Genomic DNA, 21,535 nt, shown 5'->3' with positions numbered 1-21,535 from the left:
GTGGACACCAGCCCAGAGCGTCGATCGCAACCGCCCATACCCGAGCTGCGGGCGTCCGACGCGGACCGCGACCGCTACGTCAACGTATTGCGCGACGCGCTCGCGGAGGGCCGCCTGACCGCCGACGAACACGCCGAACGGGTGGACGCGGCACTGGCCGCGAGGACGGTGAGCCAACTCGAACCGCTGATTGCCGACCTGCCGGCACCGGCCCCGATCGGCTACGAGCCGGCCGCGGCCACGTCGGTGTCACCGACTCCGGCCCGGTCGAACATGTTCGCGTTCTGGAGCGGCTCCACCCGCAAGGGCCGCTGGCGCGCGGGCGGGAAGCTGAACGCCGTCGCGATCATGGGCGGGGTGGACATCGACCTCACCGACGCGGTGTTCGACGAACCCGAGCTGGTGATCCGGGTGTTCACCATCTGGGGCGGGATCGACATCAAGATCCCGGAGGGCGTCACCGTGCGCGACCACGGGTTCGGCTTCATGGGCAGCTTCGACGTGCACGAGCAGTACACCGACGACCCGCGCGCACCCGTCGTGGTGGTCAAGGGCCTCGCCGTGATGGGCGGCGTCTCGGTGCGGGTCAAGCGGCGCAAGGAACAACGCGAGCGCAAGCGCGAGATGGACATGGAGCGCGTCCGCGAAATGAAGGCGGACCGCTTCCGCGAGATGGAGGCGGACCGCGTGCGCGAGCTGCCCCCGGAGAGCGAGTACCGCCCCGAACTCGACCGGGGCCGCGAGCGCGACATGTTCCGCAAGGACGAGCCCGTCCGCCGTGACGACCCCGTCCGGGAGGACCCCCTCCGCAAGGACCCCGACCGTGACTGAGCCGCGGCCCGGGATCGACCGCGGCCACGGCCCCCGTCCCGGCATCCGGACGGGGGCCGCGTGGTGCGTGCGCGCTCAGTACGCGTCGTACGGAATCACCGAGTAGGGCAGGGCCACCGAGGCCCCCGCCGTCCACGTCTGCGCCGGCGACGCGCCCACCGGCTGCTGGGTGACCGCGCCGTTGCCCGCCGGGGCGGTGACCGCCAGGCCGGAGACCCGGCTGACCAGGCGGCCGGCCGCGTCCGTGTCGAAGCGCAGGTTGTTCAGGTACGCCCCGTGCGCGTCGTCACACCGCCAGATGCCCAGGCCCGCGCCCGCCGCCGTGGCGCCGCGGTTGTCCAGGCAGTACGCCGGGTCCTTCAGACTGTGCACCTGGCCGGTGGCCGGGTTGCGCCACCACTTCTGGTTGGTGTTGCCGGTGCAGTCCCAGGCCAGTACGGCCCGCCCGGACGACATCGTGCCGCCGTCCACGTCCAGGCACTTGGCGCCGGAGACGAGTTCGGCGAACCGTACCGGCGCGGCGGGCTCCTTCACCCACCGCTGCCCCGCCGAGCCGTCACACCCGGCGAGCACCAGCTTCGCGCCGAGCGTCGCGTCGGCCGCCGGCGCCGCCACGCACAGGGTCTGCGTGTCGGCCGGCCGCAGGGTGCCCGCAACCTCGACGAAGCGCTGGTTGGTACCGCCGTTGCAGTTCCACAACACCAGCGCGGTGCCCGAGGCGCGCCCGCCGCCGAGCGGATCCACACACCGGTCCTCACTGAGTTCGGTGTGCAGCGACTGGTTCGCGGCGTCGTACCGGAAACCCTGGTTGCGCCCGCCGTGGCAGGGCCACAGGTCCACCGGGGTCTGGTTGCGCGAGGAGAAGCCGTACGCGTCGGCGCACAACCCGGTTCCCTCGTTGCGCAGTTGCCGGAAGTCGGCACTGAGCACACCCTGATACAACTTGGCCTGTCCGGTGCTTGCCGGGTCCGCGCAGCCGGCCTGGCTCCAGCCCGAGGTGTACAGCTGGGTCAGGCAGGACGCGAACGCCAGGTGGCCGCGCGCGTTGGGGTGGAAACTCTGCCGGGTCGTGTTCGGGTCGAACACGTTCGGATTGGCGAACCACAGGCCGCGTGCCCAGGTGTTGTCGGTACAGACCTCGTGGCCGTGGAAGAGCCGCGAGTTGTCCAGGTAGGTGACACCGGTGTTCGCCGCGGCCTGGCGCTCGGCCCGCTCGAAGATCGGCACCGCCTCGTTGCGCCCCCACGCCGCATCGCGCAGGTAGCCCACGCAGCCGCCAGCGTACCAGCCGGGGAAGTCGGGGTTGTCCTCCACGTCCGGGGCGATCGGCGACGGGTAGCCCATCAGCACGAGTTTGTAGTCGCCGCTCGCGTAGCCCGCGTCGGCCATGACGGTCTTCAGATCACGCACGGTCTGCTCGACCTTGGGCCGCATCGCGTCCGCGCGCGCCTGCCAGCCGGGCTGGTACGTGCCGTAGCACTCGCCCTGGAAGAACACCCGCCTGGTCACGCAGTCGGTCATGGTCGGGCCGAACTGGATGTCGTCGTTGGCCCCGGCTACCAGCAGGATCAGCTGTACGCGGGTGTTGCGCGCCTTGATCGCCAGGCTGTCCGACTGCACCAGCTCGTCGGCGTACTGCTTGCTGCCGCCGATCCTGATGTTGACCGTGGACGCCCCGGAGCAGGCCACGTTGTACGTCAGGTCGGTCGGGATCCCGGTCTTGTGGATCGCCGCCTCGGGCGACCGGTGGCACCAGTTGTCCGGGCCGTCGGTGCCGGGTTCGTACACGCCGACGCCCTCGCCGGCGATCTCGCTGTCGCCGAGCGAGATCAGCGACGTCTTGCGCTCGGTGATCGGCTTGATCCCGGTACTCCCGTAGAGCGCCTGGGCCTCGGCCTGCCGGATCGCCTCCAGTTGGGGGGACAGCGCGGTGGCCGCGGCCGGGGCCGCACCGGCCGACCCGGTCGCCGTCAGACCGCCGGTGAGACCCATCAGGGTCGCCATCAGCGCCACCGGCAACACCTTGCCGCGCACCCGTCCCAGCGTCCGCACCCGCTCGAATCTGGACATGCACCCTCGCCTTCGTGGCATGGAAGGAACACGCACGAGCCGCCCAAAGGGGACTTGGGCACAGTGGAGCGAGAGCAAGCTACCGGTGGGTACACCGGAAGAGAAGTGACTTGCGGCACAAAGGGTCGGCCGGCACCCGACCGGACCGCCGGGCCGCGTGCGCGGCGCGGGGGCGGTCCGGGCGGTTGCCCTATCGTGGAGAAGCCGGGGGATCGGCCGCCCACACGCACCCGACAGGTGGTTCCCATCAGTACTCGCACGCCGACGTTGTCGCAGCTCAGAGCCTTCGCCGCGGTGGCCGACTACCTGCACTTCCGGGACGCGGCGGCGGCGGTGGGCACCAGTCAGCCCGCACTGTCCGGGGCGATCGCCGCCCTGGAGGACGCCCTGGGCACCCAGCTGGTGGAGCGCACCACGCGGCGGGTCCTGCTCACCCCGGCCGGCGAGCGGGTCGCGCGGCACACCCGCCGCGTGCTCGACGCGCTCGCCGACCTGGTGGACGAGGCCGAATCGGCCCGGCGCCCGTTCACCGGGCCGCTGCACCTGGGGGTGATCCCGACGGTGGCGCCGTATGTGCTGCCGGCGCTGCTGCGGCTGGCCCGCGAGGAATACCCGGACCTCCAGCTCTACGTCCACGAGGAGCAGACCGGCTCGCTGATGGACGGCCTCACCGGCGGCCGGCTGGACCTGCTCCTGCTCGCGCTGCCCTCCCCCGGGCTCGGCGGGGTCGAGGAGATCCCGCTGTACGAGGAGGACTTCACCCTGATCGTGCCCGAGGGCCACGAGCTGGCGGGCCGCCGGAACCTGCCCCGCGACGCGCTGCGCGGCCTCGACGTACTGCTCCTGGACGAGGGCCACTGTCTGCGCGACCAGGCGCTGGACGTGTGCCGCGAGGTCGGCGCGTCCGAGGCGGGCGCGACCCGGGCGGCGAGCCTGCCCACCCTGGTCCAGCTGGTCGCCGGCGGCCTGGGCGTGACCCTGCTCCCGCAGACCGCGATCGACGTGGAGACCCGCCCGGGTTCACAGCTGGCGGTGTCCCGCTTCGCCGCGCCCGCCCCGTACCGACGCATCGGCCTGGTGATGCGCTCCAGTACGGGGCGGGGCGCGGAGTTCGCCGACCTGGCGGTCGCGCTGCGACGCGCGGTGGGCGATCTGCCGGTGCGGGTGGTGCGGTGAGGGCCGGCGCCGGGTCGTGACGGCGCCGTTCGGGTCGGCCCTCAGCGGCCGATCCGGTTGTCCCGCCAGAAGTCGACCAGCTCCAGGAACGTCGGGTCGGTGACCACCTTGGCCAGTTGCTCGTTGCCGACCGCCGGCGCCGTATTGGTCTTCACGTCGGCGAACAGCGCGAGCATGACGTCGGCCCCGCGGTAGCTGAACACGGCCATCGGCACGGGCGGGCTCATCACCGTGCCCGCGCGCGCCGCGGGCCGGCTCGTGATCGAGATCGCCGTGCCGTCGGGCAGCTTGGCGTCGGTGCAGGAGACCTCCGTGGTCTTGCTCTGACGCAGCACGGCGGTCTCGGCGCACGTGCCGTTCACCGACGAGGGCGGCGCCGCCCCGCCTGCGTCGGCCCCGCCGGCCGGGGTGGGCGCGATGCTCGCGGGGCCGCCGCCGGACACGTCGACGCGGAACGTGATGTCGTACGTCTTGTCGCCCGACACCAGTCGATAGCTCTGCGCGCCGTTGTCCGGAATCCGCATCTCGCCCACGTCGGGCGGCAGCAGTCTGGTCAGCACGTCGGCGGCCTTCTGCTTGAACGCGTACCGGAGTTCGGTCTCCTCCCTGGTCAGTCGCGGCCTCGGCCCGGACTCGCCCGTCTGCTCGACGTGCACTGTCGGATATGCCTTGGTCGGCACGGCGAGCGGCTGACCCGTCGGCCAGTTCGCCGGGGCCAACGGCAGTTCCCCGCCGCTTCGCGAGGCGCCCGCCCGGGCGGTGTCCTTCCCGGCCAACGGCCCGAGCAGCAGGGTCGGCGCGGCGACGGCCGCCACCGCGCCGACCACCACCGCGCTCAGCACCGCCCGCGAACGCACCCGGCGGCGGCGCCCGTCCCGGATCGCGTCGGCCACCAGGTCCGGCAGCGGGGGCAGTTCGACCGTGGCCCGGTCCATCACCATGCGCAGATCCCGACCCGTGTGCTCTTCGTACCCGTCGTCGTGCATGACACCGCCTCAGCTTTCCGTCGCGTACAGGTGGAGGTCTCCGAGTTCGGCCCGGAGCTTGGCCATCGAACGGGCGCACTGGCTCTTCACGTTGCCGGTGCTGCAGCGCAGGAGGGCGGCGACGTTGTCCACGCTCAGGTCCTCCCAGTAGCGCAGGATGACCATCACGCGCGGCTTGGGCGGCAGCGTCGCCAGCGCGGCGAGCAGGGTCAGTCGCAGGTCCGGGTGCCGCGCGGACGGCGGTCCCGCGGCCCCGAGTTCGTGCGCCGCGTACTCGCGTCGGCGACCGCGCTGCTCGCTCAGGAACGTGCGGCTGAGCACGGTCTTCGCGTACGCGTCCAGGTTCTCCGCCCGGCTCGCCCGCTTCCAGTGCTGGAACAGCTTGGCCAGCGTGGTCTGGGCCAGGTCCTGCGCCCGATCCGCGTCGCCGCACAGCAGGTACGCGGTGCGATAGAGCTGATGTTGGCGCGCCCGCGCGTACTCCTCGAAATCTCGCCGTCCGGCTGTCGGCATCTCGGCCCCCTTCGGTTCACCCCGTTCAGAGCGGCCGAGGGGCGAAAGGGTTGCACCCGACGACGAACCGATCCGCACACGCGTCGGGCCCGACCGAAGTCGGGCCCGGAAATGGAGACTCGCCCCGGCGGTCGCCAGGCCCTGTCCGGCGGATCTTGGTCTAGGCGATGCGGGCGTTGTCCGCCCAGTCGTCGGGGAGTTGCGGCAGCGGCCAGGCCGGGTCGGGACGCCAGTTCTCCCACCCCTGGTCGAACGGGGCGCCCCACGCCTCGATCGCCGCGACGGCGGCCCGGCCCTCGGCCTCGATCGCCTCGACCTGGCGATCGGTGAGCCGGCCCGCCTCGCGGGAGGCGGCGAGTTCGTCCTCGTCCTTGTACTCCCAGCGGCGATCCGGGGTGACCCACACGTCCAGCACGTGGTCCTCGGTGTCCACGCCGCCCGCCCAACGGGTGCGCGGGCGTTCGAGGTTGACGTACCAGCCGGAGAACCGCCAGCCGGGCTGCCAGAACAGCCAGACCGACCACGGCTCGCCCGGCCGGGCCAGCATCAACACGCCGGTCCCGTGCCACTCGACGACCGAGGGGATCCGGCCGAGCCTGAATCTGCGTTCGATCGGCGCGGTCCGGATGTCCGATCCGTCCGGCAACATCGGCTTGACCCGTGAGGTACCGCCGGCGAGCCAGACCGCGAGTTGGTCCGGCTCGTCGCGAACCACGGTCACCGGCCGACAGTCCAGGACCTGACCTCCGCGCAGATAACGCCAGAGCACCTGGTCGCCGGAAGACCAGGTACCGGCCGCGGAACGGGGATCCTCGAAGTGCTCGTGCATGCGCAGGATGTTAGACATGAGCTTGGTGTACCCAGCGCCCGTGACACCTGACCGTGAGTCATGTTACGGGTGGGTCATCATGCGAAGAACATCCGGGTACGGGCACCCCCGCACGGACACAGCCAGTTCCTGCCCCATCGAAGCCCGCCGGCCCCAACATCCCCGGCGTCTTCGCGCATCATTGACACCACTACAGATACAGTACTACGTTCAAACCACTTCACTCATAGTTCTGTGATCGGGGTCTCCGGAGTGCGAAAGCTCGTCTACTACATCGCCGTCACCATCGACGGATACATCGCCGGTCCCGACGGAGAGGTCGACTTCTACCCGCAGGGCGACGAGGAGCAAGCCGCCGCCTATGCCGAGTGGGTCAATGCCCGCTACCCGGAGACGGTCCCGACCCTCATACGCGCCGCGCACGGCTTGGCTGACACCCCCAACCGGCGCTTCGACACCGTCCTGATGGGGCTCGGCACCTACGGCCCCGGCCTGCGAGCAGGCTTTCCCAGCCCCTACGCCCACCTGCGCCAGTACGTCGTGTCCAGCACCCTCACCTCGACCCCCGACCCGGCGGTCACAGTGGTCGACGACGACCCGCTCGCCGTGGTCCGCGACCTCAAGCAGCAGGACGGCCTGGACATCTGGCTCTGCGGCGGCGGCCTCCTCGCCGGCACCCTGCTGCCGGAAATCGACGAACTGATCATCAAGAGCTACCCCGTGGTCGCCGGATCCGGAATCCCGGCATTCAACGGAAAGTTCACCCCGACCTCCTTCACATCAACCACCCGCACCACCTTCCCCAACGACGTCACAATCACCACCTTCACCCGCCACTGACGCACCAGGAACGAGCCGGCACCCGATCACGAAGGCCAACGCATCGGGCCCACTCACACGTCCGCGTCGGCACCCGAGTCCGAGACGAACGGTGGGTCGTCCCAACCGGCAACAGCACCAGTCGGGAGGTCGCGTTCGAGGTCGGCCATCAGCGCGAACCACGCGGGCCCGGTGGGTGGTTGCACGCTCGCGAGCGTCCCCCCGTCAACCGCCCACATCTCCGCGATGTATCCGGCCGGCCGGTCAGCCGAATCCTCCCTCCCCACATACCGAACCCGCCGGTACAACCGAGGAGGCGGCAACCGCACCACCATCAACGCCGGTAGCCGGCAGGTCAACTCGCCCCCGTCCACCCCACGCAGATACACCCGACGTCCACTCACCTCCACGAGTTCCCCTTCCCGCCCGCTCCGCCCGTCCCGACACCAGGCACCCCGATACCGCTCGACAAACCCGGCGGCCTGGTTGACCTCCTCCCCGGTGACCCACCCGGCCACCCGCCGAGCCGGCCCCACCTCCCGAGCCACCACAAGGCGCCTTCGCCCCCGATCGAGCGGCACGGACGAAACAAGCCGAACAAAGGCAGACGAGGCCCCAAGCGCCCGCCAAGTCCCCGCTCTTTCAGGTGACTTGGCGTGTCCCTCACCCGCCTTCGGAATCGGCAACCGCATAGCCTCATCCGGCACCCGCTCAAGCGCCGAGCCATCGTCCCGCCTGTCGCGAACCTCATCGCGATCATCTGTCATCTCGGAGCCGCGTCCTTTCTTCACAGGACCGAGTCACCGCACGTTCCGCGCAATGGACCTCCTCGGCCAACCCCGCGCGCACCGCCGGATCGGGTCTTTCAAGAGAGCGACTGCCTTCCGCCCCGACTGTCGGGGTAGCGGTGGCGCTGGTCGCTGCCATGAGAGTCGTCCGGCGTGATGCCAAGTTGCGCCATCTCGACTCGACAGAGCGAGACGGCGAACCACACGTGCTTTCCGTCCTTCTGGACGACGTATCCACAGGCATCGGACAGGGCTTCCACGATGCGCCACCCGCGCCCGCTCTCGTCTTCGACGTCGTTCCCGAAGCGACGGATGGGCGTGGCCAGGCTGTTGTCGCCCACTGCGACGAGCGCTCGACGCGTGGCCGGCAGGTGCCACACCTGGACGGACGTAGGGCCGTACTCGGTGTGCCGTACCGCGTTGCCGTGGATTTCCGCCGCACATCGAAGCGCATCATCGATCGCGGTGGGTGTGGCGGCCAACAGGCCCATCGCGCCCGCAACGAGCAAGCGGGTGGGTCGTGGGTCGATTCGTTGGTAGAGCCCGGCAACCAGCTCTGGGATTGGTCTTCGACTTGCCACGCGGTCGGGCATCAAGCGTGATGAGCCGGATCTGGTCGTGACCATGCGTCGCTCCTGATGGGAAGCACGACAGCCTCGGCGCACAGCGTGAACAGGTTCACACAGTGCGTAAGCAGCTGTTGCAGTGAGCATGGCTCAGGCAACTCGTGATGTGCAAGTCGCAACTTGAAGTTGATGCTCACGCCGATGTGACACTTCGACGCCACAGCGACCACACTGCTGCTCGCTGCCGGAAGAAGGGGAAGACATGGCTGAGGCACCGACGGTGCGACGTCGCCAGCTTGCGAAGAAACTGCTCGCCTTGCGCCTGGCCGCCGGTCTGGATCAGGAAGACGTCGCAAGGGTGTTGGAGTGCGACGACTCGAAGATCAGTCGCATCGAGACCGGGCGGTCAGGCGTCCGCCCCATGGACCTTCGCGCACTGCTCGCGCTCTACGGCGTGACCGACGCGGCCGAGATCGAGGAGATGGTCCAAGCTGCCCGCCAGTCGAGGCGGCGTGGATGGTGGGTGCAGTACTCCCTGGGCAAGAGCTTCGCGTCGTTCGTGGCACTGGAGGAGGAAGCCTCCAGAATCCGCGCCTTCGAGAACCAACTCGTCCCCGGACTGCTCCAGACCGAAGCCTATGCTCGGGCCGTCTACAAGGAAACGGGTCGGGTGACCGACCCGCGGCAGGTGGACGCCTTCGTGAAGGTTCGACAAGAGCGACAAGCGATCGTGGCCAGGCGAGGAAGCAGCGGTCACGAGGGGGATGTCGAGCTGTGGTTCATCGTGGGTGAAGCCGTTCTGCGACACGAGATCGGCGAACCGCATGTCCGCATCGAGCAGTTGCAGCGTTTGATCGAGGTCTCGGAACTCCCTCGCGTCGAACTCCAGGTTCTCCCGATCGCAAGCGGTCTTTATGCTGCCGTAGGAGGCTCGTTCAACCTGCTCAGCTTCCAGGCGGGGGAACCTGACGTGGCGTACGAAGATACTGGCACAAGCGGCATTTTCGTAGAGGACGCCGAGCAAGTCGCCCACTACGACCGAGCTTTCCGGCGACTTACCGCAGGGGCCATGCCAGTGCTGGAGTCCCGCAGGTTCATCGAAAGCATAGTGAAGGAACTGAGGACCTGAGATGCACGTAGTGGATGCCGGCGTTGTCGCGGCCGAGTGGCGGAAGTCGACGTACAGCGGAGGGGTGGAGAACTCCTGTGTCGAAGCGGCGCCCATTGGACGACTCACGGGCGTGCGTGACTCCAAGATCCCGACCGGCCCGGCGCACCTGTTCACCCCGACCGCCTGGGCTTCGCTCGTGGACGCCATCAAAAAGTAGCCCGCTCCGCACGATGGGCCTCCCCACCGGGAGGCCCATCGTCATTCCTGCTACAAGTCGCGAGTCCACTCTCACCAGCGGCTCCGTATATGCAATTTGCGAATCGCACCACACTCCTTGTGATCACAGCCCTGCCAGGTGCAGACTCTCTGTAAGCACATGACTGCCTTATGGAGTCATCTGTCGGCCACCATGCCGATGCCGGCCGACACGGCTTCGGCCGACTCACCTTGACTCGTTCCGCGTACAGGAGGAAGCAGGATGACGGAGACGTCGACCGGAACATGCGTGGAAGCCGAGTTCATCGAGAAGCCTCCAACGCCTTGGGGGGTTCGTCGGATGGAACCCTTCCCTCCCGCAGAGGTCGTCCCCTATACCCGGGTCGTGCTGGACGCGGATACCCAGACGGGTCGGTGGCTTACAGCGGAAGGTGCCGAAGTCCCACTGATGGATCGCCACAAGAGGACCGAGACGTCTCGCGAGACCAAGACCAAGACCAGCCTCGACGGCAACTCGGACCAGGGTAGCGATCAGGAAGGGGACACTGATTGATGCGTAGCGCAAGTCCCGGTTCGCCGGTGCTCGTTGTTACACGCCTCGACGATGTCACCGGGGATCTGGTCGTCATGGAACTCGGCAAGCGGGGAGTACCCGTTGTACGCCTCGATCCCGGAGATTTCCCTGGTGCGGTCACCGTGAGCGCGACTTTCGGTGGTCGCGGAATGGCGGGCACCCTCCGAACGGCCAGTCGCAACATCGCGTTGCATGAAATTCGTTCCGTCTACTGGCGTCGACCGGGTGCATACGATGCTCCGGGTCTCGAAGCCCAGGATGCGCGGTGGTGCGTCGAGCAGGCTCGCTTTGGACTCGGCGGGATCCTGGCGTCACTCCCGGGGGCGCACTATGTCAATCATCCTCACCGAAACCGCGACGCGGAGTACAAGCCGATTCAGTTGTCGACGGCCGCACAGTGCGGTCTCACCGTGCCGGCGACCTTGGTGACGAACGACCCTGTCGAGGCCCGCCGGTTCGCGTCACGAGCCGAACCGGTGATCTACAAGCCGCTGTGGAACGGGGACTATTTCGGAGCGGACGGGCGTGCGCAGACGGTATGGGTGGAGGAGGTAGACCCTTCCACCCTCGACGGCGGGATCTCGGTCACCACACACCTCTTTCAGGAGCGGGTGAAGAAGGTCGCCGACGTTCGGGTGACTGCCGTGGGCCGTGAGCTGTTCGCAGTGCGCATCGACGGTGCCCGAGGGCTGGACTGGCGCCGCGAATACGACGCGCTTTCCTACATGTTGGTGGCCGTTCCGTCCGAGGTCATCCAAGGCATCGGTCGATATCTCGACACCTTCGGCCTGGTGTTCGACGCATTCGATTTCGGGCTGGATGTCGACGGGCAGTGGTGGTTCTACGAATGCAACCCCAACGGCCAGTGGGCGTGGTTCCCCGATCGCATCACAGACTGCATTACGGTCGCCTTGGCCGACCAACTTCAGTTCGGAGGTCGAGATGACCGATGATCCCGTTTCCCTGCGTGTGAGCCTTGCCCAGCGGGTTGCCGAGAAGAACGTGTCCTTCGATTCCGTTTGGCGCAGGGCGGTGGAGGGGGTGGCTCGGGAGGGGTTTTTGGGGGATGCCGTGTTTCGGTCGGATGGGATTCGTTGGGAGTCCGTTCGGCGGGCGGAGGTTGGTGAGGATGCCTGGTTGCGGCTCGTGTACTCGGACGAGACGTGGGTGACCCGGGTCGACGGGGTCCATGCCGCCGATGTCGAAGGGCCGGTGGTGGGCAGCCCCACGTCCTCGTCGACGTTGCCGTCGTTGGTGGTGCGGATGTTGGAGGTGGCCGGCATTCGGGACGGCGATCGGGTGTTGGAGATCGGCACCGGGACCGGTTACTCCACCGCGATCCTGTGCCATCGGCTCGGCGACGCGAACGTCACGTCGATCGAGTACGACCCCGGCGTCGCGCGGCAGGCGGCCGAGAACCTGCGTGCGGCGGGATACACGCCGAATCTCGTCGTGGGCGACGGGCTGCTCGGGTACCGGGCCGGAGGCGAGTACGACGCGGTCGTCGCCACGTGCTCCGTGCGGCACATCCCGGTTCCGTGGTTGTGGCAGGTGACCGACACCGGCAGTATCACCACCACCCTCGGCGGCTGGTTGCCCGCCTCGGGTCTGGTGCGACTCACCCTCGGCGACAACGACATCGCGTCGGGTCGGTTCCTTGGGGACACGGTCTCCTACATGCTCGCGCGTCCGCACGAGCGGCCGCCTCGTCCCGTCTTCCAGCGGTACGCGGGCACGGTTCGCGAGTGCCGGGTCGACCCCGACCTGATCGAGGGATGGACCGGCGCCTTCGTCGCCCAACTGGCCGCGCCCTCGGCCGAGTTGATGACGGCGAGCGACGGCCTGATCCTTCGGGACGTGGCCACGGGATCGCAGGCGTGGACCGAGGCGAACGGAGCCGGCCGAGTCGTCCATCAACATGGCCCGCTCCGGCTGTGGGACCAGGTGGAAGACGCGCTGATCGCCTGGCAAGGCGTCGGTTCACCGGACCAGTCCGCGTTCGGGCTCACCGTCGCCGCCGACCTCACCCAGACCGTCTGGATCGGCGGCCCCGAAGGCCCGTCCTGGCAACTTCCGGTCTGACCCCGGCAGCGCCCCGTCGCCGCGCCGGGCACGCCAACGGTTTCCGCACGCACAACCGCCGGCCGCGAACGGCGCCACCGCAGGCCGAGTCGAGGGATGCGGTTGTGATCACGGGAGCCTTGGGAGCAAAATCACCAACGGTGCACGCGTAGCTGCCATGAGTGACCAGAGAGCTGGGCAACGACCGACCCTTCCCGAGCAGTCCGACCCCCCGATCCCGATCCAGCCTGCCGAACCCCACACCCCCGTCGAGAGGTATTCATGCGCCCCATGCGGTTCGAACCCTGGTTGGCCGAACTGCTCAGGCAGTCTGGTGCGGTCACCGACGTTGCGGTTCGCACCGAGGCCGGCGAGCAGAAGGCTCCTCGGCCGGGGCCCTACGGCGTTTCACTCCGCCTGCGCAACGGGGCCACGGTCGATCTGGGCATCACGGCGGAGTCGGCGGCGGGCGACCAGTACGCCCAGCCGGAAACCGAGGTGCGGGGCGAGCCGCCGACGCGCCTGGAGTCGGTGCCTGCCATCGATGGGGCCAAGGTCCGGGTTGCCGACATCGAGGAATGGTTGGCCGCGCTGGTGGTCAACAGCGGCAGTCCCGAACTGCGGAAAGTGAGCACGCGCTACTCGCAGGAGGACCCACCGGGCGCGATCCCGTTCGGCCTCGAACTCCGTTGGCACAGCGGAGCGAAGATCCGCGTGAACTTCCAGCACGCCTACAGCTCCGGCGCCCGCCCCGAGGCGCCCTACCAGTGCTCGGAAGCCATCTGAATCACCGAGGAACGGCGCCGCCGAGTGAGGGTGCAGGTGGACTGGGAAACCCATGCCGGACGGCTCGCGGTCGAGGTGGTGCCGCCCGCCTCCCGGCGGCGGGCTGCAGCAGGTGGGAACCGGTGCGGGATGGCACCTGGCGGTTCCGTGACGGGTCTGTCGACACGGGGAGGTGGACTGCGGCATACGGCTGACCGGCCCCGCCGGCTCGGCGATCGCGGTCGATGGCCAGGCCCCTACGGGCTCACCTGGATCAGGGCATGTGTGCCCGTGGTGCGCCATGGGGTCGTGCCTGCTTCGAGGGTGGTCAGGGTCGGTGTGGTGAGGCCGATCACCACGTCGGACTTGAGGGTGCGCAGGGCGGCCACCGGGCTCGGGAAGTGGGTGACGCGGTCGGCGAAGGGGGTGGTGGGGGGCCAGTGGTGATCGCCCACCAGGCGGCGGTAGTTGAGGTCGCCCTTGAGGATCGTCAGCGTCGCCGTCGACAGGTCCCGGCGCAGGTCGTCGGGCATTGCCTCGTAGGGCGACGGGGCGCAGAAGAACGGGTGGACACCCACCCCGAGCCGGCCTGCGGACAGCGCCGACCACAGGCGGGCGCCGACGGCGGCGGCCCGCCCCGGCGCGGCACGCAACCGGTCCAGCGCGGCCAGGAAGTCGGCCGTGACCGCGTCGGAGACGAAGTACGGGTACGGCTTGAGGTGGAGCACGGCCCGCGCGGCCCGGCCCGTGTGCAGCAGGTGGTCGAGCAGTACCAGGTCCGGGATCAATTCGCGCCCGGCGTTGTCCGCGATCAGGTGCACCTCGGCCGCGCCGTCGACCGGGAGCCGCGACCCCAACCGGGCGCTATCGTCCGCGACCAGGTGCGAAGCCGCCGGCTCGCCACTCGACGCGGACATCCGAAAGCCCAGGTCCGCCCGATTGCCCCACAGCGCGCCCCGCAGGAGCGCATCACCCGACGATGCCCCGACGTCGTCGAGCGCCGCCAACTCCTCGTCCACCACCGCGCCGCGCAACTCGTCCCGCTTGAACGGCCCGAAGGGGTCGACCCCCCGCCACGGACCGGGTTCGAAGTAGCCGGTGGCCGCGAGCAGCCGACGGTAGAAGTAGCTCTCCGCCCACAAAAACGGCACCTCGAACCACGAACGCCCTACATGGGAGCCCCACCCGCCAGCGTCGGGCACATCCGCCGGCAGCGGCGCGATCACCCCGCCGGAGACCTCGCCGAGCAGGTCGTCCAGCGCCCGCCGCCGCTCCGGCGGCCACGGAAACGCCGCCGACACCCGCTCCAACAACGCCGGATGCCGCTCCGCGAGCACCGACCGCGCGAACGACCCCGGCTCGGCGCCCGTGACCACCGGGGCCGCGTCGGGGCTCACGAGACGATGTCCTTGCGGCCGAAGTGGCGGAACGCCAGGGCCAGGAAGACCACCGCGTACGAGACCGACACCGCCGAGCCCTTGATCATGCCGTCCCACTGCGGGTCGGTCTGGAGGACGTCGACCCACGCGAACTGCCAGTGCGTGGGCAGGTAGTCCCGCCACGACCCGAGCGCCGTCACCGCGTCCACGATGTTGGAGACCACCACCAGGCCGACCGCGCCGCCCACCGCGCCCAGCGGGGCGTCGGTGACCGTGGACAGCCAGAACGCGATGCCCATCACCACCAGTTGCGCCACCACGCCGTACGCGACCACCACCGACATCCGCCCCAGCGCCTCGCCCGTGGGGAGCGATGCCCCCACCGGCAGGTCCAACGGCCCCCATCCGAAGGCGATCGCACCCGCGATCATCGCCATCAGCGGGAGCAACACCAGGGCCAGCACGCTGTAGCCGAGCGCCACCACGAGCTTGACCCACAACAGCCGGGCACGCGGCACCGGAGCGGCCAGCAGATACCGCAGCGAGGACCAACTCGCTTCGCCGGCCACGGTGTCGCCGCAGAACAGCGCGACCGCCACCACCAGCAGGAACCCGGTCGAGACGAACAGGGTGAACGCGGTGAAGTTCAGCGCACTCCTGGTCGCGACGTCCACCAGCGTGGGCACCGAGTCCGCCGACGGATCGCCGCCGATCTTGAACGCGGCGACCAGGATCCACGGCAGCGCGAGCAGCAGCCCGATCATGAACAGCGTGCGCCGGCGCCGGAATTGGCGCACCGTCTCGACCCAGATCGGCAAGGTGTGCCGGGGGCGATAGCCGTGCGCGTGTGCCGCGCCCGGGATCGGGTGCGCGCCCTCGTCGGTCGGCAACTCGGGGAGCGTACGGGTCATCAGGACTCCCCAATGAGCGTCAGGAACGCGTCTTCCAACCGGCGGCGCGCGGTCACCCGGTCCACCGCGACGCCGGCGCCGACGAGTTCGGCCACCAGGGCGGAGGTCTGCGCGCCCGCCAGGTGCACGAGTACGCCGCCCTCCTCGGGCTCCACCGAGCCGACGCCCGGCAGGTCCTTCAGGGTCGCGATCGCCAGGTCCGGTACGGGTGTTCCGATCACCAGCGTGTTGCCGTTGCCGACGATCTCGCCGACCGGACCGGACGCGATCAGCCGGCCCCGGTGCATCACCACGACGTGCGTACAGGTCTGTTCGACCTCGGCCAGCAGGTGGCTGGAGACCACCACGGTGCGACCGGTGGCCGCGTAGCCGATCAGCACGTCGCGCATCGCCCGGATCTGCGGCGGGTCGAGCCCGTTGGTCGGCTCGTCCAACACCAGCAGGTCCGGCAGGCCGAGCATGGCCTGGGCGATGGCCAGCCGCTGGCGCATGCCCTGCGAGTAGGTGCGTACGTTACGGTCCAGCGCCTCGCCGAGCCCGGCGATCTCCAGCGCCTCGTCGAAGTGCGCGTCCTCGTGCGGCCGGCCGGTGGCGCGCCAGTACAGCGACAGGTTCTCCCGCCCGGACAGGTGCGGCAGGAAACCCGGGCCCTCGACGAACGAGCCGAGCCGGGACAACACCGGCGCGCCGGGCCCGACCACCCGGCCGAAGATCCTTATCTCGCCGTCGTCCGGCAGGATCAGGCCCATCAACATCCGCAGCGTGGTGGTCTTGCCCGCGCCGTTGGGGCCGAGCAGACCGAGCACTTGGCCCGCCTCGACCCCGAAGGACAGGTCGTCGACGGCGAGCTTGCCGCCCTTGTACCGCTTGGTCAGGCCGCGGATCTGCAGCGGGACGTCGGCCAGATCCGGGTCCGGCGCGGTCGCCGCCGCCCGGCGCCGCCCGGTGAGCAGCAGGGCCGCCGCGACCACGACCGCGATCAGCGGCAGGCCCCACGTCCACCAGGGGTAGCCGGTCGAGCCCACGTGCAACCCCGGCACCGACGGCAGCGTCAGCGGCCCCGCCGGCGCGACCCGGTAGCTCGCGGGCGTGTTCGGCGACGCGAACCCCAGGTCGGTCGCGGTCAACACGAGCCGCAACCGGTGGCCCGAGTCCACCTCGTGGTCGATCGCCGGCAGCCGGATCTCCACGTCCCGCCCGCCCTGCGCCCCGCTCACCCGGATCGGCGCGGCCAACTGATGCGGCAGCACACTCGCCCCACCCGGCGCGATGTCGTACAACTTCGCGAACAACACGATGTCGTCGGCGCCCGAGACCCGCACCCGCGCGGTCGGCGAACCGGTGATGTGCACGCTCCGATCGATCCGGTCGCTCTGGAAGAACGCGCTCTGCCCGGGGAGGTCGAAGGCGATCCCGCCGAGGTCGCCCGCGCCGGCGGCCAGCGCGGCCGGCCCACCCGAGCCGGCCAACAGGCCGAGCCCTGGCAGCCCGGACACCGACGTCGGCGCGCCCCCCGGCGGATTGGCCACGGTCTGCTCCGGCCCCGCGAGCGTCACCTCGCGCTGCCGGGTTCCGCCCAGGCCCGGGTAGTGGTCGGTGTCGGCGATCCGCAGCCGCTGCTCCCGGGTCGCACTGTCCACCCCGCCGGAGCGGGTCACCCGGAACGACCCGGCGGCGGCCGGCGCACCCGCCTTGGGCGCGGGCCCGCTCGGCTTGAGCCACCGGTCGAACCACCCCGTGACCCGGTCGCGCACCATCGCGCTCTGCGGTCGCCCGCCGTCGTGCCCGCCCGCCGTCCACACCATCTCCACCGGCGCGCCGTTGCGGGCGATCGCCGCCGCGTTGCGGTCGGCCTGGTCGAGCGGGAACAGCGAGTCGTTCTGGCCCTGGATCAGCAGCGTCGGCACCGCGATCCGGTCCGCCACCGAGACCGGACTGGCCCGCCGCAGCAGATCGACCGCCTGCGGCGTGGACTTCCCCGACACCGCCACCTCGCGGTAGATCGCGCAGACCCGGTCGTCGAACCGACCGCACCCGGTCTTCGCGTCTATCGGCGCGAGCCCGCCCAGCGGGCTGGTCCCGGAGGAGAAGAACAACCCGGCCCACATCTTCTTGAACACACCCTCGGCCGGCCCGCCGCCCGCCGCGTTCGGCAGCAGCGCGTCGGCGAGGTCGTGCCAGGTGATCTGCGGCGCGATGGCGTCCACGCGCGGGTCGTAGGCGGCGGTCAGCAGCGAGAGCGCGCCGCCGTACGAGGCGCCCGCCACGCCCACCCGCGGATCGCCGGGACCGTCCAGACGCACCTCGGGCCGCGCGGCCAGCCAGTCGATCAGCGCCCGCGCGTCGGCCACCTCGTAGTCCGGCTGGTCCAGCATGATCTGCCCCGCCGAGCCGCCGAAGCCGCGCGCCGAATAGGTCAGCACCACATACCCCGAACGGGCCAGCGACTCCGCGTCCCGGCGCAACTCGGCCTTGCTGCCGCCGAATCCGTGCGCGAGCAGCACCGCGGGCGCGGACCCCCGCACACCGGGCGGCACGAACAGCGTGGTGTCGATGCCGATCCGGGCCGGATCGCCCGGCCCCGCGGCCACATCCACACGCTGTTCGGTGGCGCGTACCGGCGTCGCGGCGTCGTCCCCGACGAGCACGCCGACCCCGAGGACCGCGATCACGACCACCACGAGGGCGAGGACACCGGCCACGACCCGCGACCGACGCGTGGTCAGTCGCGTGCGCACGGCGGCGAAGGGGCGGCCGAATGCCGTCCGGAGGCTCATGCGCAGACCCTACGTGGCAACCACGCAGGTCGGAGACCGGCCCCGATCCCGACGCCCCGCCGCGGCCCCCGTCACACGACCGGACGCGCCCGGCGGGTCTGGCCGGGCGGGCGTCACGGGACGTCCGTACAGTCGATCGCGGAGGTAAATCGTGCGTCTTGCCCTTTTCATCACGTGCTTCAACGACACGCTCTTCCCCCAGACCGGCGCGTCCGTGGTCCGGGTGCTGCGGCGCCTCGGACACGAGGTGGAGTTCCCGTACGGCCAGGTGTGCTGCGGCCAGATGCACTTCAACTCCGGCTACCGGCGCGACGCGGTACCGCTGGTCCGGTCCTTCGTCGAGGCGTTCGAGGGCTACGACGCGGTGATCGTGCCGTCCGGGTCGTGTACCGCGATGGTGCGCGAGTATCACGCCACGGTGGCCCGCACGGCCGGCGGCACGCTGCCGGAGGCCGTCGCGCGGGTCGCGCCGAAGGTGTACGAACTCAGCGAGTTCCTGGTCGACGTGCTCGGGGTGACCGACGTGGGCGCCTACTTCCCGCACAGCGTCGCGTACCACCCCACCTGCCACTCGCTGCGCATGTTGCGGGTGGGCGATCGACCGACCCGGCTGCTGCGCGCGGTGCGCGGACTGACCCTGGTCGACCTGCCGCGCGCCGACGAATGTTGCGGCTTCGGCGGTACGTTCGCGGTGAAGAACGCGCCGACGTCGGCGGCGATGGGCGGCGACAAGGTGACCGCCGCGCTGGAATCCGGCGCGCAGGTGGTGTGCGCCGGGGACAACTCGTGCCTGACCCACATCGGCGGACTGATCTCCCGACAACACGCGGGCATCCGGGTACTGCACCTGGCGGACATCCTGGCCCGCACCGACGCGCTGCCGGACGTGCCGGTGTACCGACCGGGCCTGCCCGACGCGTCGGGCCTCGTCGTGGGACACGCCCCGGGACCGGAGGCGACACGATGACCGCGGCGGTACACAGGGAACCCACCTTCGTCGGCATGCCGCCCTTCCCCGAGGCGGCCGAGGCCGAGCTGGCGAACCCCGTCCAGCGGGCCAATCTGCGGGCGGCCACGCACACCATCCGGGCCAAGCGCGACGCGGTGGTCGCGGAGCTGCCCGACTGGGAGCTGCTGCGCCGCGCCGGCGAGGCGATCAAGGACGACGTGCTGGCCCGGCTGCCCGGCCTCCTGGAACACCTGGAGGCGGCGGTACGCGCGGCCGGGGGCGTGGTGCACTGGGCCCGGGACGCGGCCGAGGCGAACACGATCGTGGTCGACATCGCCCGAGCCAAGGGTGTGGACGAGGTGGTCAAGGTCAAGTCCATGGCCACCGAGGAGATCGGGCTGAACAACGCGCTGGCCGCGGCCGGGATCCACGCGTGGGAGACCGACCTCGCGCAGCTGATCGTGCAGCTCGGCGACGACCTGCCGTCGCACATCGTGGTGCCGGCGATCCACCGCAACCGGGCACAGATCCGAGAGATCTTCATCCGCGAGATGGGCCGCGTGGGCCGGCCGGCACCCGAACGGCTCAGCGACGAGCCGGCCGCGCTCGCCGCCGCGGCGCGGCTGCACCTGCGGCAGAAGTTCCTGCGCGCGAAGGTCGCGGTCTCCGGCGCCAACTTCGCCATCGCCGACACCGGCACGGTGTGCGTGGTCGAGTCGGAGGGCAACGGGCGCATGTGTCTGACCCTGCCCGAGACGCTGATCACCGTCCTGGGCGTGGAGAAGCTGCTGCCCACGTGGGGCGACCTGGAGGTGTTCCTGCAACTGCTCCCGCGCAGTGCCACCGGGGAGCGGATGAACCCCTACACGTCGATGTGGACGGGGGTCACCCCCGGGGACGGGCCGCGGGAGTTCCATCTGATTCTGCTCGACAACGGCCGCTCCGACGTGTTGTCCGACCCGGTGGGCCGCCAGGCGCTGCGCTGCATCCGGTGTGCGGCCTGTCTGAACGTGTGCCCGGTGTACGAGCGCACCGGCGGGCATGCGTACGGGTCGGTGTACCCCGGGCCGATCGGCGCGATCCTGACGCCGCAACTGCGCGGCATCGCCCGGCATCCGGTGGACGCGCAGACCGCGTCGTTGCCGTTCGCGTCGACGCTGTGCGGGGCGTGCTTCGACGCGTGCCCGGTGCGGATCGACATCCCCGAGGTGCTGGTGCACCTTCGTGCACAGGTTGTGGACGGCGGGCGCGGGCCGCACGACCGGGGCGAGGACGCCGGGATGAAGACGCTGCGGTGGACGTTCGAGAAGCCGTGGCGGATCGGCTTCGCCCAACATGTGGCCGGGGTCGGCGCGCACTTCGTGCGCCACGGCGTGATCGGTCGGGTCCCGCTGCCGAAGCGCATGTCCGGGCCGGTCGGCGCGTGGTTCGCCGACCGGGACGCGCCGGCGCCCCCGACGGAGTCGTTCCGGTCCTGGTACAAGCGCACCGAAGGGGGTCGGGAGCTGTGACGGTGGAGCGCTACGAGGCGGACCGCGAGGCGCGGACGGTGGTCCTGGACCGGCTCCGCGCCGCCCTCGACGACCGGCCCAAGCCGCCGCCGGTACGCCGGGCGTATCGGCGCGAGCGCCCGGCGGGCCTCGACCCGGTCGCCCGGTTCGCCGCGCGGCTGGCCGACTACGACGCGACCGTGCTGCGCGTACACGACACCCGGGACCTGCTGCTCGGCGCGAGCGATCTGCTGCGCCAGGCCGGGGTCACCCGCCTGGTGGTGCCGCGCGGGAACAAGCTGGCCTGGCTGAGTCGGCTCGGCGCGGAGTTGGTGGTGGACACGCCCGAGCTGAGCCGGGACGAGATCGGCGCGATCGACGCGGTGGTCACCGGGTGCGCGCTCGCCGTCGCCGAGACCGGCACGATCGTCCTGGACACCGGCCTCGACCAGGGCCGCCGGGTGCTCACCCTGCTGCCGGACTACCACCTGTGCGTGGTGCGCGCCGACCAGGTCGTGGGCACCGTGCCGGAGGCGGTGGGCCGGCTCGACCCGCGCCGCCCGCAGACCTGGATCTCCGGCCCGTCGGCGACCAGCGACATCGAACTGGAGCGGGTGGCGGGGGTGCACGGGCCGCGGACGCTGCACGTGTTGCTGATCGGCTAGCCGGTTCGGGACCGCCCGGGGCCACTCCCGAGCGCCCGGGCCACCCGAGACCGTCCGGC

General features: G+C 70.5%; 21 protein-coding genes. 12 read left to right on the top strand and 9 right to left on the bottom strand.

What is annotated here, in order from left to right; genetic code table 11:
• Positions 1-831, top strand: a complete 831-nt coding sequence (locus tag ACFXKZ_RS13300) for a DUF1707 domain-containing protein (protein ID WP_379999653.1) — start codon at positions 1-3, stop codon at positions 829-831.
• Positions 832-906: 75 nt separating this feature from the next.
• Here ACFXKZ_RS13300 and ACFXKZ_RS13295 read toward each other — a convergent pair whose 3' ends face one another.
• Positions 907-2,901 carry a ricin-type beta-trefoil lectin domain protein gene (locus ACFXKZ_RS13295; RefSeq protein ID WP_379999651.1) on the bottom strand — a complete coding sequence of 665 codons (1,995 nt, stop codon included), beginning with the start codon at positions 2,899-2,901 and terminating at the stop codon, positions 907-909.
• 267 nt (positions 2,902-3,168) lie between these two features.
• On the opposite strand from ACFXKZ_RS13295, the gene ACFXKZ_RS13290 reads away from it, so the two are divergent.
• Positions 3,169-4,077 (top strand): LysR substrate-binding domain-containing protein, encoded by a 909-nt coding sequence (locus ACFXKZ_RS13290; RefSeq protein WP_379999649.1) that lies wholly within the window; start codon positions 3,169-3,171, stop codon positions 4,075-4,077.
• Positions 4,078-4,118: 41 nt separating this feature from the next.
• Here the strand turns inward: ACFXKZ_RS13290 and ACFXKZ_RS13285 are convergent, their stop codons facing one another.
• From ACFXKZ_RS13285 to ACFXKZ_RS13275, 3 genes are all read right to left on the bottom strand, one after another.
• Entirely contained in the window at positions 4,119-5,063 is a 945-nt protein-coding gene (locus tag ACFXKZ_RS13285) for a hypothetical protein (RefSeq protein WP_379999647.1), read from the bottom strand.
• A 9-nt stretch (positions 5,064-5,072) separates the two neighbouring features.
• A complete protein-coding gene (locus tag ACFXKZ_RS13280; RefSeq protein WP_379999645.1) occupies positions 5,073-5,576 on the bottom strand; it encodes a SigE family RNA polymerase sigma factor in 504 nt (167 codons plus the stop codon).
• A 160-nt stretch (positions 5,577-5,736) separates the two neighbouring features.
• Positions 5,737-6,423 carry a DUF402 domain-containing protein gene (locus ACFXKZ_RS13275; protein ID WP_379999643.1) on the bottom strand — a complete coding sequence of 229 codons (687 nt, stop codon included), beginning with the start codon at positions 6,421-6,423 and terminating at the stop codon, positions 5,737-5,739.
• A 234-nt stretch (positions 6,424-6,657) separates the two neighbouring features.
• Here ACFXKZ_RS13275 and ACFXKZ_RS13270 point away from each other — a divergent pair, with 234 nt between their 5' ends.
• Positions 6,658-7,245 (top strand): dihydrofolate reductase family protein, encoded by a 588-nt coding sequence (locus tag ACFXKZ_RS13270; RefSeq protein ID WP_379999640.1) that lies wholly within the window; start codon positions 6,658-6,660, stop codon positions 7,243-7,245.
• Between the two features lie 53 nt (positions 7,246-7,298).
• Here the strand turns inward: ACFXKZ_RS13270 and ACFXKZ_RS13265 are convergent, their stop codons facing one another.
• Positions 7,299-7,430, bottom strand: a complete 132-nt coding sequence (locus ACFXKZ_RS13265; protein WP_379999639.1) for a hypothetical protein — start codon at positions 7,428-7,430, stop codon at positions 7,299-7,301.
• 659 nt (positions 7,431-8,089) lie between these two features.
• Positions 8,090-8,638 carry an ATP-binding protein gene (locus tag ACFXKZ_RS13260; RefSeq protein ID WP_379999637.1) on the bottom strand — a complete coding sequence of 183 codons (549 nt, stop codon included), beginning with the start codon at positions 8,636-8,638 and terminating at the stop codon, positions 8,090-8,092.
• A 202-nt stretch (positions 8,639-8,840) separates the two neighbouring features.
• Here ACFXKZ_RS13260 and ACFXKZ_RS13255 point away from each other — a divergent pair, with 202 nt between their 5' ends.
• The 6 genes from ACFXKZ_RS13255 (at position 8,841) to ACFXKZ_RS13230 (ending at position 13,326) form a co-directional block, all read left to right on the top strand.
• Positions 8,841-9,707, top strand: coding sequence for a helix-turn-helix domain-containing protein (locus tag ACFXKZ_RS13255; protein WP_379999635.1), 867 nt, complete (start codon positions 8,841-8,843; stop codon positions 9,705-9,707).
• A 1-nt stretch (position 9,708) separates the two neighbouring features.
• Positions 9,709-9,906: a DUF397 domain-containing protein gene (locus ACFXKZ_RS13250; protein ID WP_379999633.1), complete on the top strand. Its 198-nt coding sequence runs from the start codon at positions 9,709-9,711 to the stop codon at positions 9,904-9,906.
• 261 nt (positions 9,907-10,167) lie between these two features.
• Positions 10,168-10,458 (top strand): putative ATP-grasp-modified RiPP, encoded by a 291-nt coding sequence (gene tgmA, locus ACFXKZ_RS13245; protein ID WP_379999631.1) that lies wholly within the window; start codon positions 10,168-10,170, stop codon positions 10,456-10,458.
• Positions 10,458-11,432 (top strand): ATP-grasp ribosomal peptide maturase, encoded by a 975-nt coding sequence (gene tgmB, locus ACFXKZ_RS13240; protein WP_379999629.1) that lies wholly within the window; start codon positions 10,458-10,460, stop codon positions 11,430-11,432. The genes tgmA and tgmB overlap by 1 nt, the downstream gene beginning before the upstream one ends.
• A complete protein-coding gene (gene tgmC, locus ACFXKZ_RS13235) occupies positions 11,422-12,561 on the top strand; it encodes an ATP-grasp peptide maturase system methyltransferase (RefSeq protein WP_379999627.1) in 1,140 nt (379 codons plus the stop codon). Before tgmB ends, tgmC begins: the two co-directional genes overlap by 11 nt.
• A 270-nt stretch (positions 12,562-12,831) precedes the next feature.
• On the top strand, positions 12,832-13,326 hold the full coding sequence (locus ACFXKZ_RS13230) for a hypothetical protein (RefSeq protein ID WP_379999625.1): 495 nt from the start codon (positions 12,832-12,834) through the stop codon (positions 13,324-13,326).
• A 236-nt stretch (positions 13,327-13,562) separates the two neighbouring features.
• Here ACFXKZ_RS13230 and ACFXKZ_RS13225 read toward each other — a convergent pair whose 3' ends face one another.
• From ACFXKZ_RS13225 to ACFXKZ_RS13215, 3 genes are read right to left on the bottom strand one after another with little or no spacing between them, the layout of a single operon-like run.
• Positions 13,563-14,702, bottom strand: coding sequence for a damage-control phosphatase ARMT1 family protein (locus tag ACFXKZ_RS13225; protein ID WP_379999623.1), 1,140 nt, complete (start codon positions 14,700-14,702; stop codon positions 13,563-13,565).
• Positions 14,699-15,595 (bottom strand): ABC transporter permease, encoded by an 897-nt coding sequence (locus ACFXKZ_RS13220; protein ID WP_379999621.1) that lies wholly within the window; start codon positions 15,593-15,595, stop codon positions 14,699-14,701. The genes ACFXKZ_RS13225 and ACFXKZ_RS13220 overlap by 4 nt, the downstream gene beginning before the upstream one ends.
• Entirely contained in the window at positions 15,595-18,372 is a 2,778-nt protein-coding gene (locus ACFXKZ_RS13215; RefSeq protein WP_379999619.1) for a CocE/NonD family hydrolase, read from the bottom strand. Before ACFXKZ_RS13215 ends, ACFXKZ_RS13220 begins: the two co-directional genes overlap by 1 nt.
• Positions 18,373-18,523: 151 nt before the next feature.
• Between ACFXKZ_RS13215 and ACFXKZ_RS13210 the strand changes: the two genes are divergently transcribed.
• The 3 genes from ACFXKZ_RS13210 to ACFXKZ_RS13200 are packed head-to-tail and all read left to right on the top strand — an operon-like array spanning position 18,524 to position 21,476.
• Complete coding sequence (locus ACFXKZ_RS13210) at positions 18,524-19,339, top strand: (Fe-S)-binding protein (protein WP_379999617.1); 816 nt, start codon at positions 18,524-18,526, stop codon at positions 19,337-19,339.
• Positions 19,336-20,832, top strand: a complete 1,497-nt coding sequence (locus ACFXKZ_RS13205) for a lactate utilization protein B (RefSeq protein ID WP_379999615.1) — start codon at positions 19,336-19,338, stop codon at positions 20,830-20,832. Before ACFXKZ_RS13210 ends, ACFXKZ_RS13205 begins: the two co-directional genes overlap by 4 nt.
• A 2-nt stretch (positions 20,833-20,834) precedes the next feature.
• Positions 20,835-21,476: a lactate utilization protein C gene (locus tag ACFXKZ_RS13200; protein ID WP_379999612.1), complete on the top strand. Its 642-nt coding sequence runs from the start codon at positions 20,835-20,837 to the stop codon at positions 21,474-21,476.
• The last annotated feature ends 59 nt before the right edge of the window (positions 21,477-21,535 follow it).

Source organism: Embleya sp. NPDC059237 (genome assembly GCF_042754105.1).
Lineage (GTDB): Bacteria > Actinomycetota > Actinomycetes > Streptomycetales > Streptomycetaceae > Embleya.
Note: the sequence above shows the minus strand (reverse complement) of the source record. Positions and strands in the feature narration are given on the sequence as shown.

Bases quoted from the DNA above. Each gene is read 5' to 3' on its own strand.
- ACFXKZ_RS13295 (WP_379999651.1), bottom strand. From the start codon at position 2,901: ATGTCCAGATTCGAGCGGGTGCGGACGCTGGGACGGGTGCGCGGCAAG.
- ACFXKZ_RS13285 (WP_379999647.1), bottom strand. From the start codon at position 5,063: ATGCACGACGACGGGTACGAAGAGCACACGGGTCGGGATCTGCGCATG.
- ACFXKZ_RS13280 (WP_379999645.1), bottom strand. From the start codon at position 5,576: ATGCCGACAGCCGGACGGCGAGATTTCGAGGAGTACGCGCGGGCGCGC.
- ACFXKZ_RS13275 (WP_379999643.1), bottom strand. From the start codon at position 6,423: ATGTCTAACATCCTGCGCATGCACGAGCACTTCGAGGATCCCCGTTCC.
- ACFXKZ_RS13260 (WP_379999637.1), bottom strand. From the start codon at position 8,638: ATGGTCACGACCAGATCCGGCTCATCACGCTTGATGCCCGACCGCGTG.
- ACFXKZ_RS13255 (WP_379999635.1), top strand. From the start codon at position 8,841: ATGGCTGAGGCACCGACGGTGCGACGTCGCCAGCTTGCGAAGAAACTG.
- ACFXKZ_RS13250 (WP_379999633.1), top strand. From the start codon at position 9,709: ATGCACGTAGTGGATGCCGGCGTTGTCGCGGCCGAGTGGCGGAAGTCG.
- tgmA (WP_379999631.1), top strand. From the start codon at position 10,168: ATGACGGAGACGTCGACCGGAACATGCGTGGAAGCCGAGTTCATCGAG.
- tgmB (WP_379999629.1), top strand. From the start codon at position 10,458: ATGCGTAGCGCAAGTCCCGGTTCGCCGGTGCTCGTTGTTACACGCCTC.
- tgmC (WP_379999627.1), top strand. From the start codon at position 11,422: ATGACCGATGATCCCGTTTCCCTGCGTGTGAGCCTTGCCCAGCGGGTT.
- ACFXKZ_RS13230 (WP_379999625.1), top strand. From the start codon at position 12,832: ATGCGGTTCGAACCCTGGTTGGCCGAACTGCTCAGGCAGTCTGGTGCG.
- ACFXKZ_RS13220 (WP_379999621.1), bottom strand. From the start codon at position 15,595: ATGACCCGTACGCTCCCCGAGTTGCCGACCGACGAGGGCGCGCACCCG.
- ACFXKZ_RS13215 (WP_379999619.1), bottom strand. From the start codon at position 18,372: ATGAGCCTCCGGACGGCATTCGGCCGCCCCTTCGCCGCCGTGCGCACG.
- ACFXKZ_RS13205 (WP_379999615.1), top strand. From the start codon at position 19,336: ATGACCGCGGCGGTACACAGGGAACCCACCTTCGTCGGCATGCCGCCC.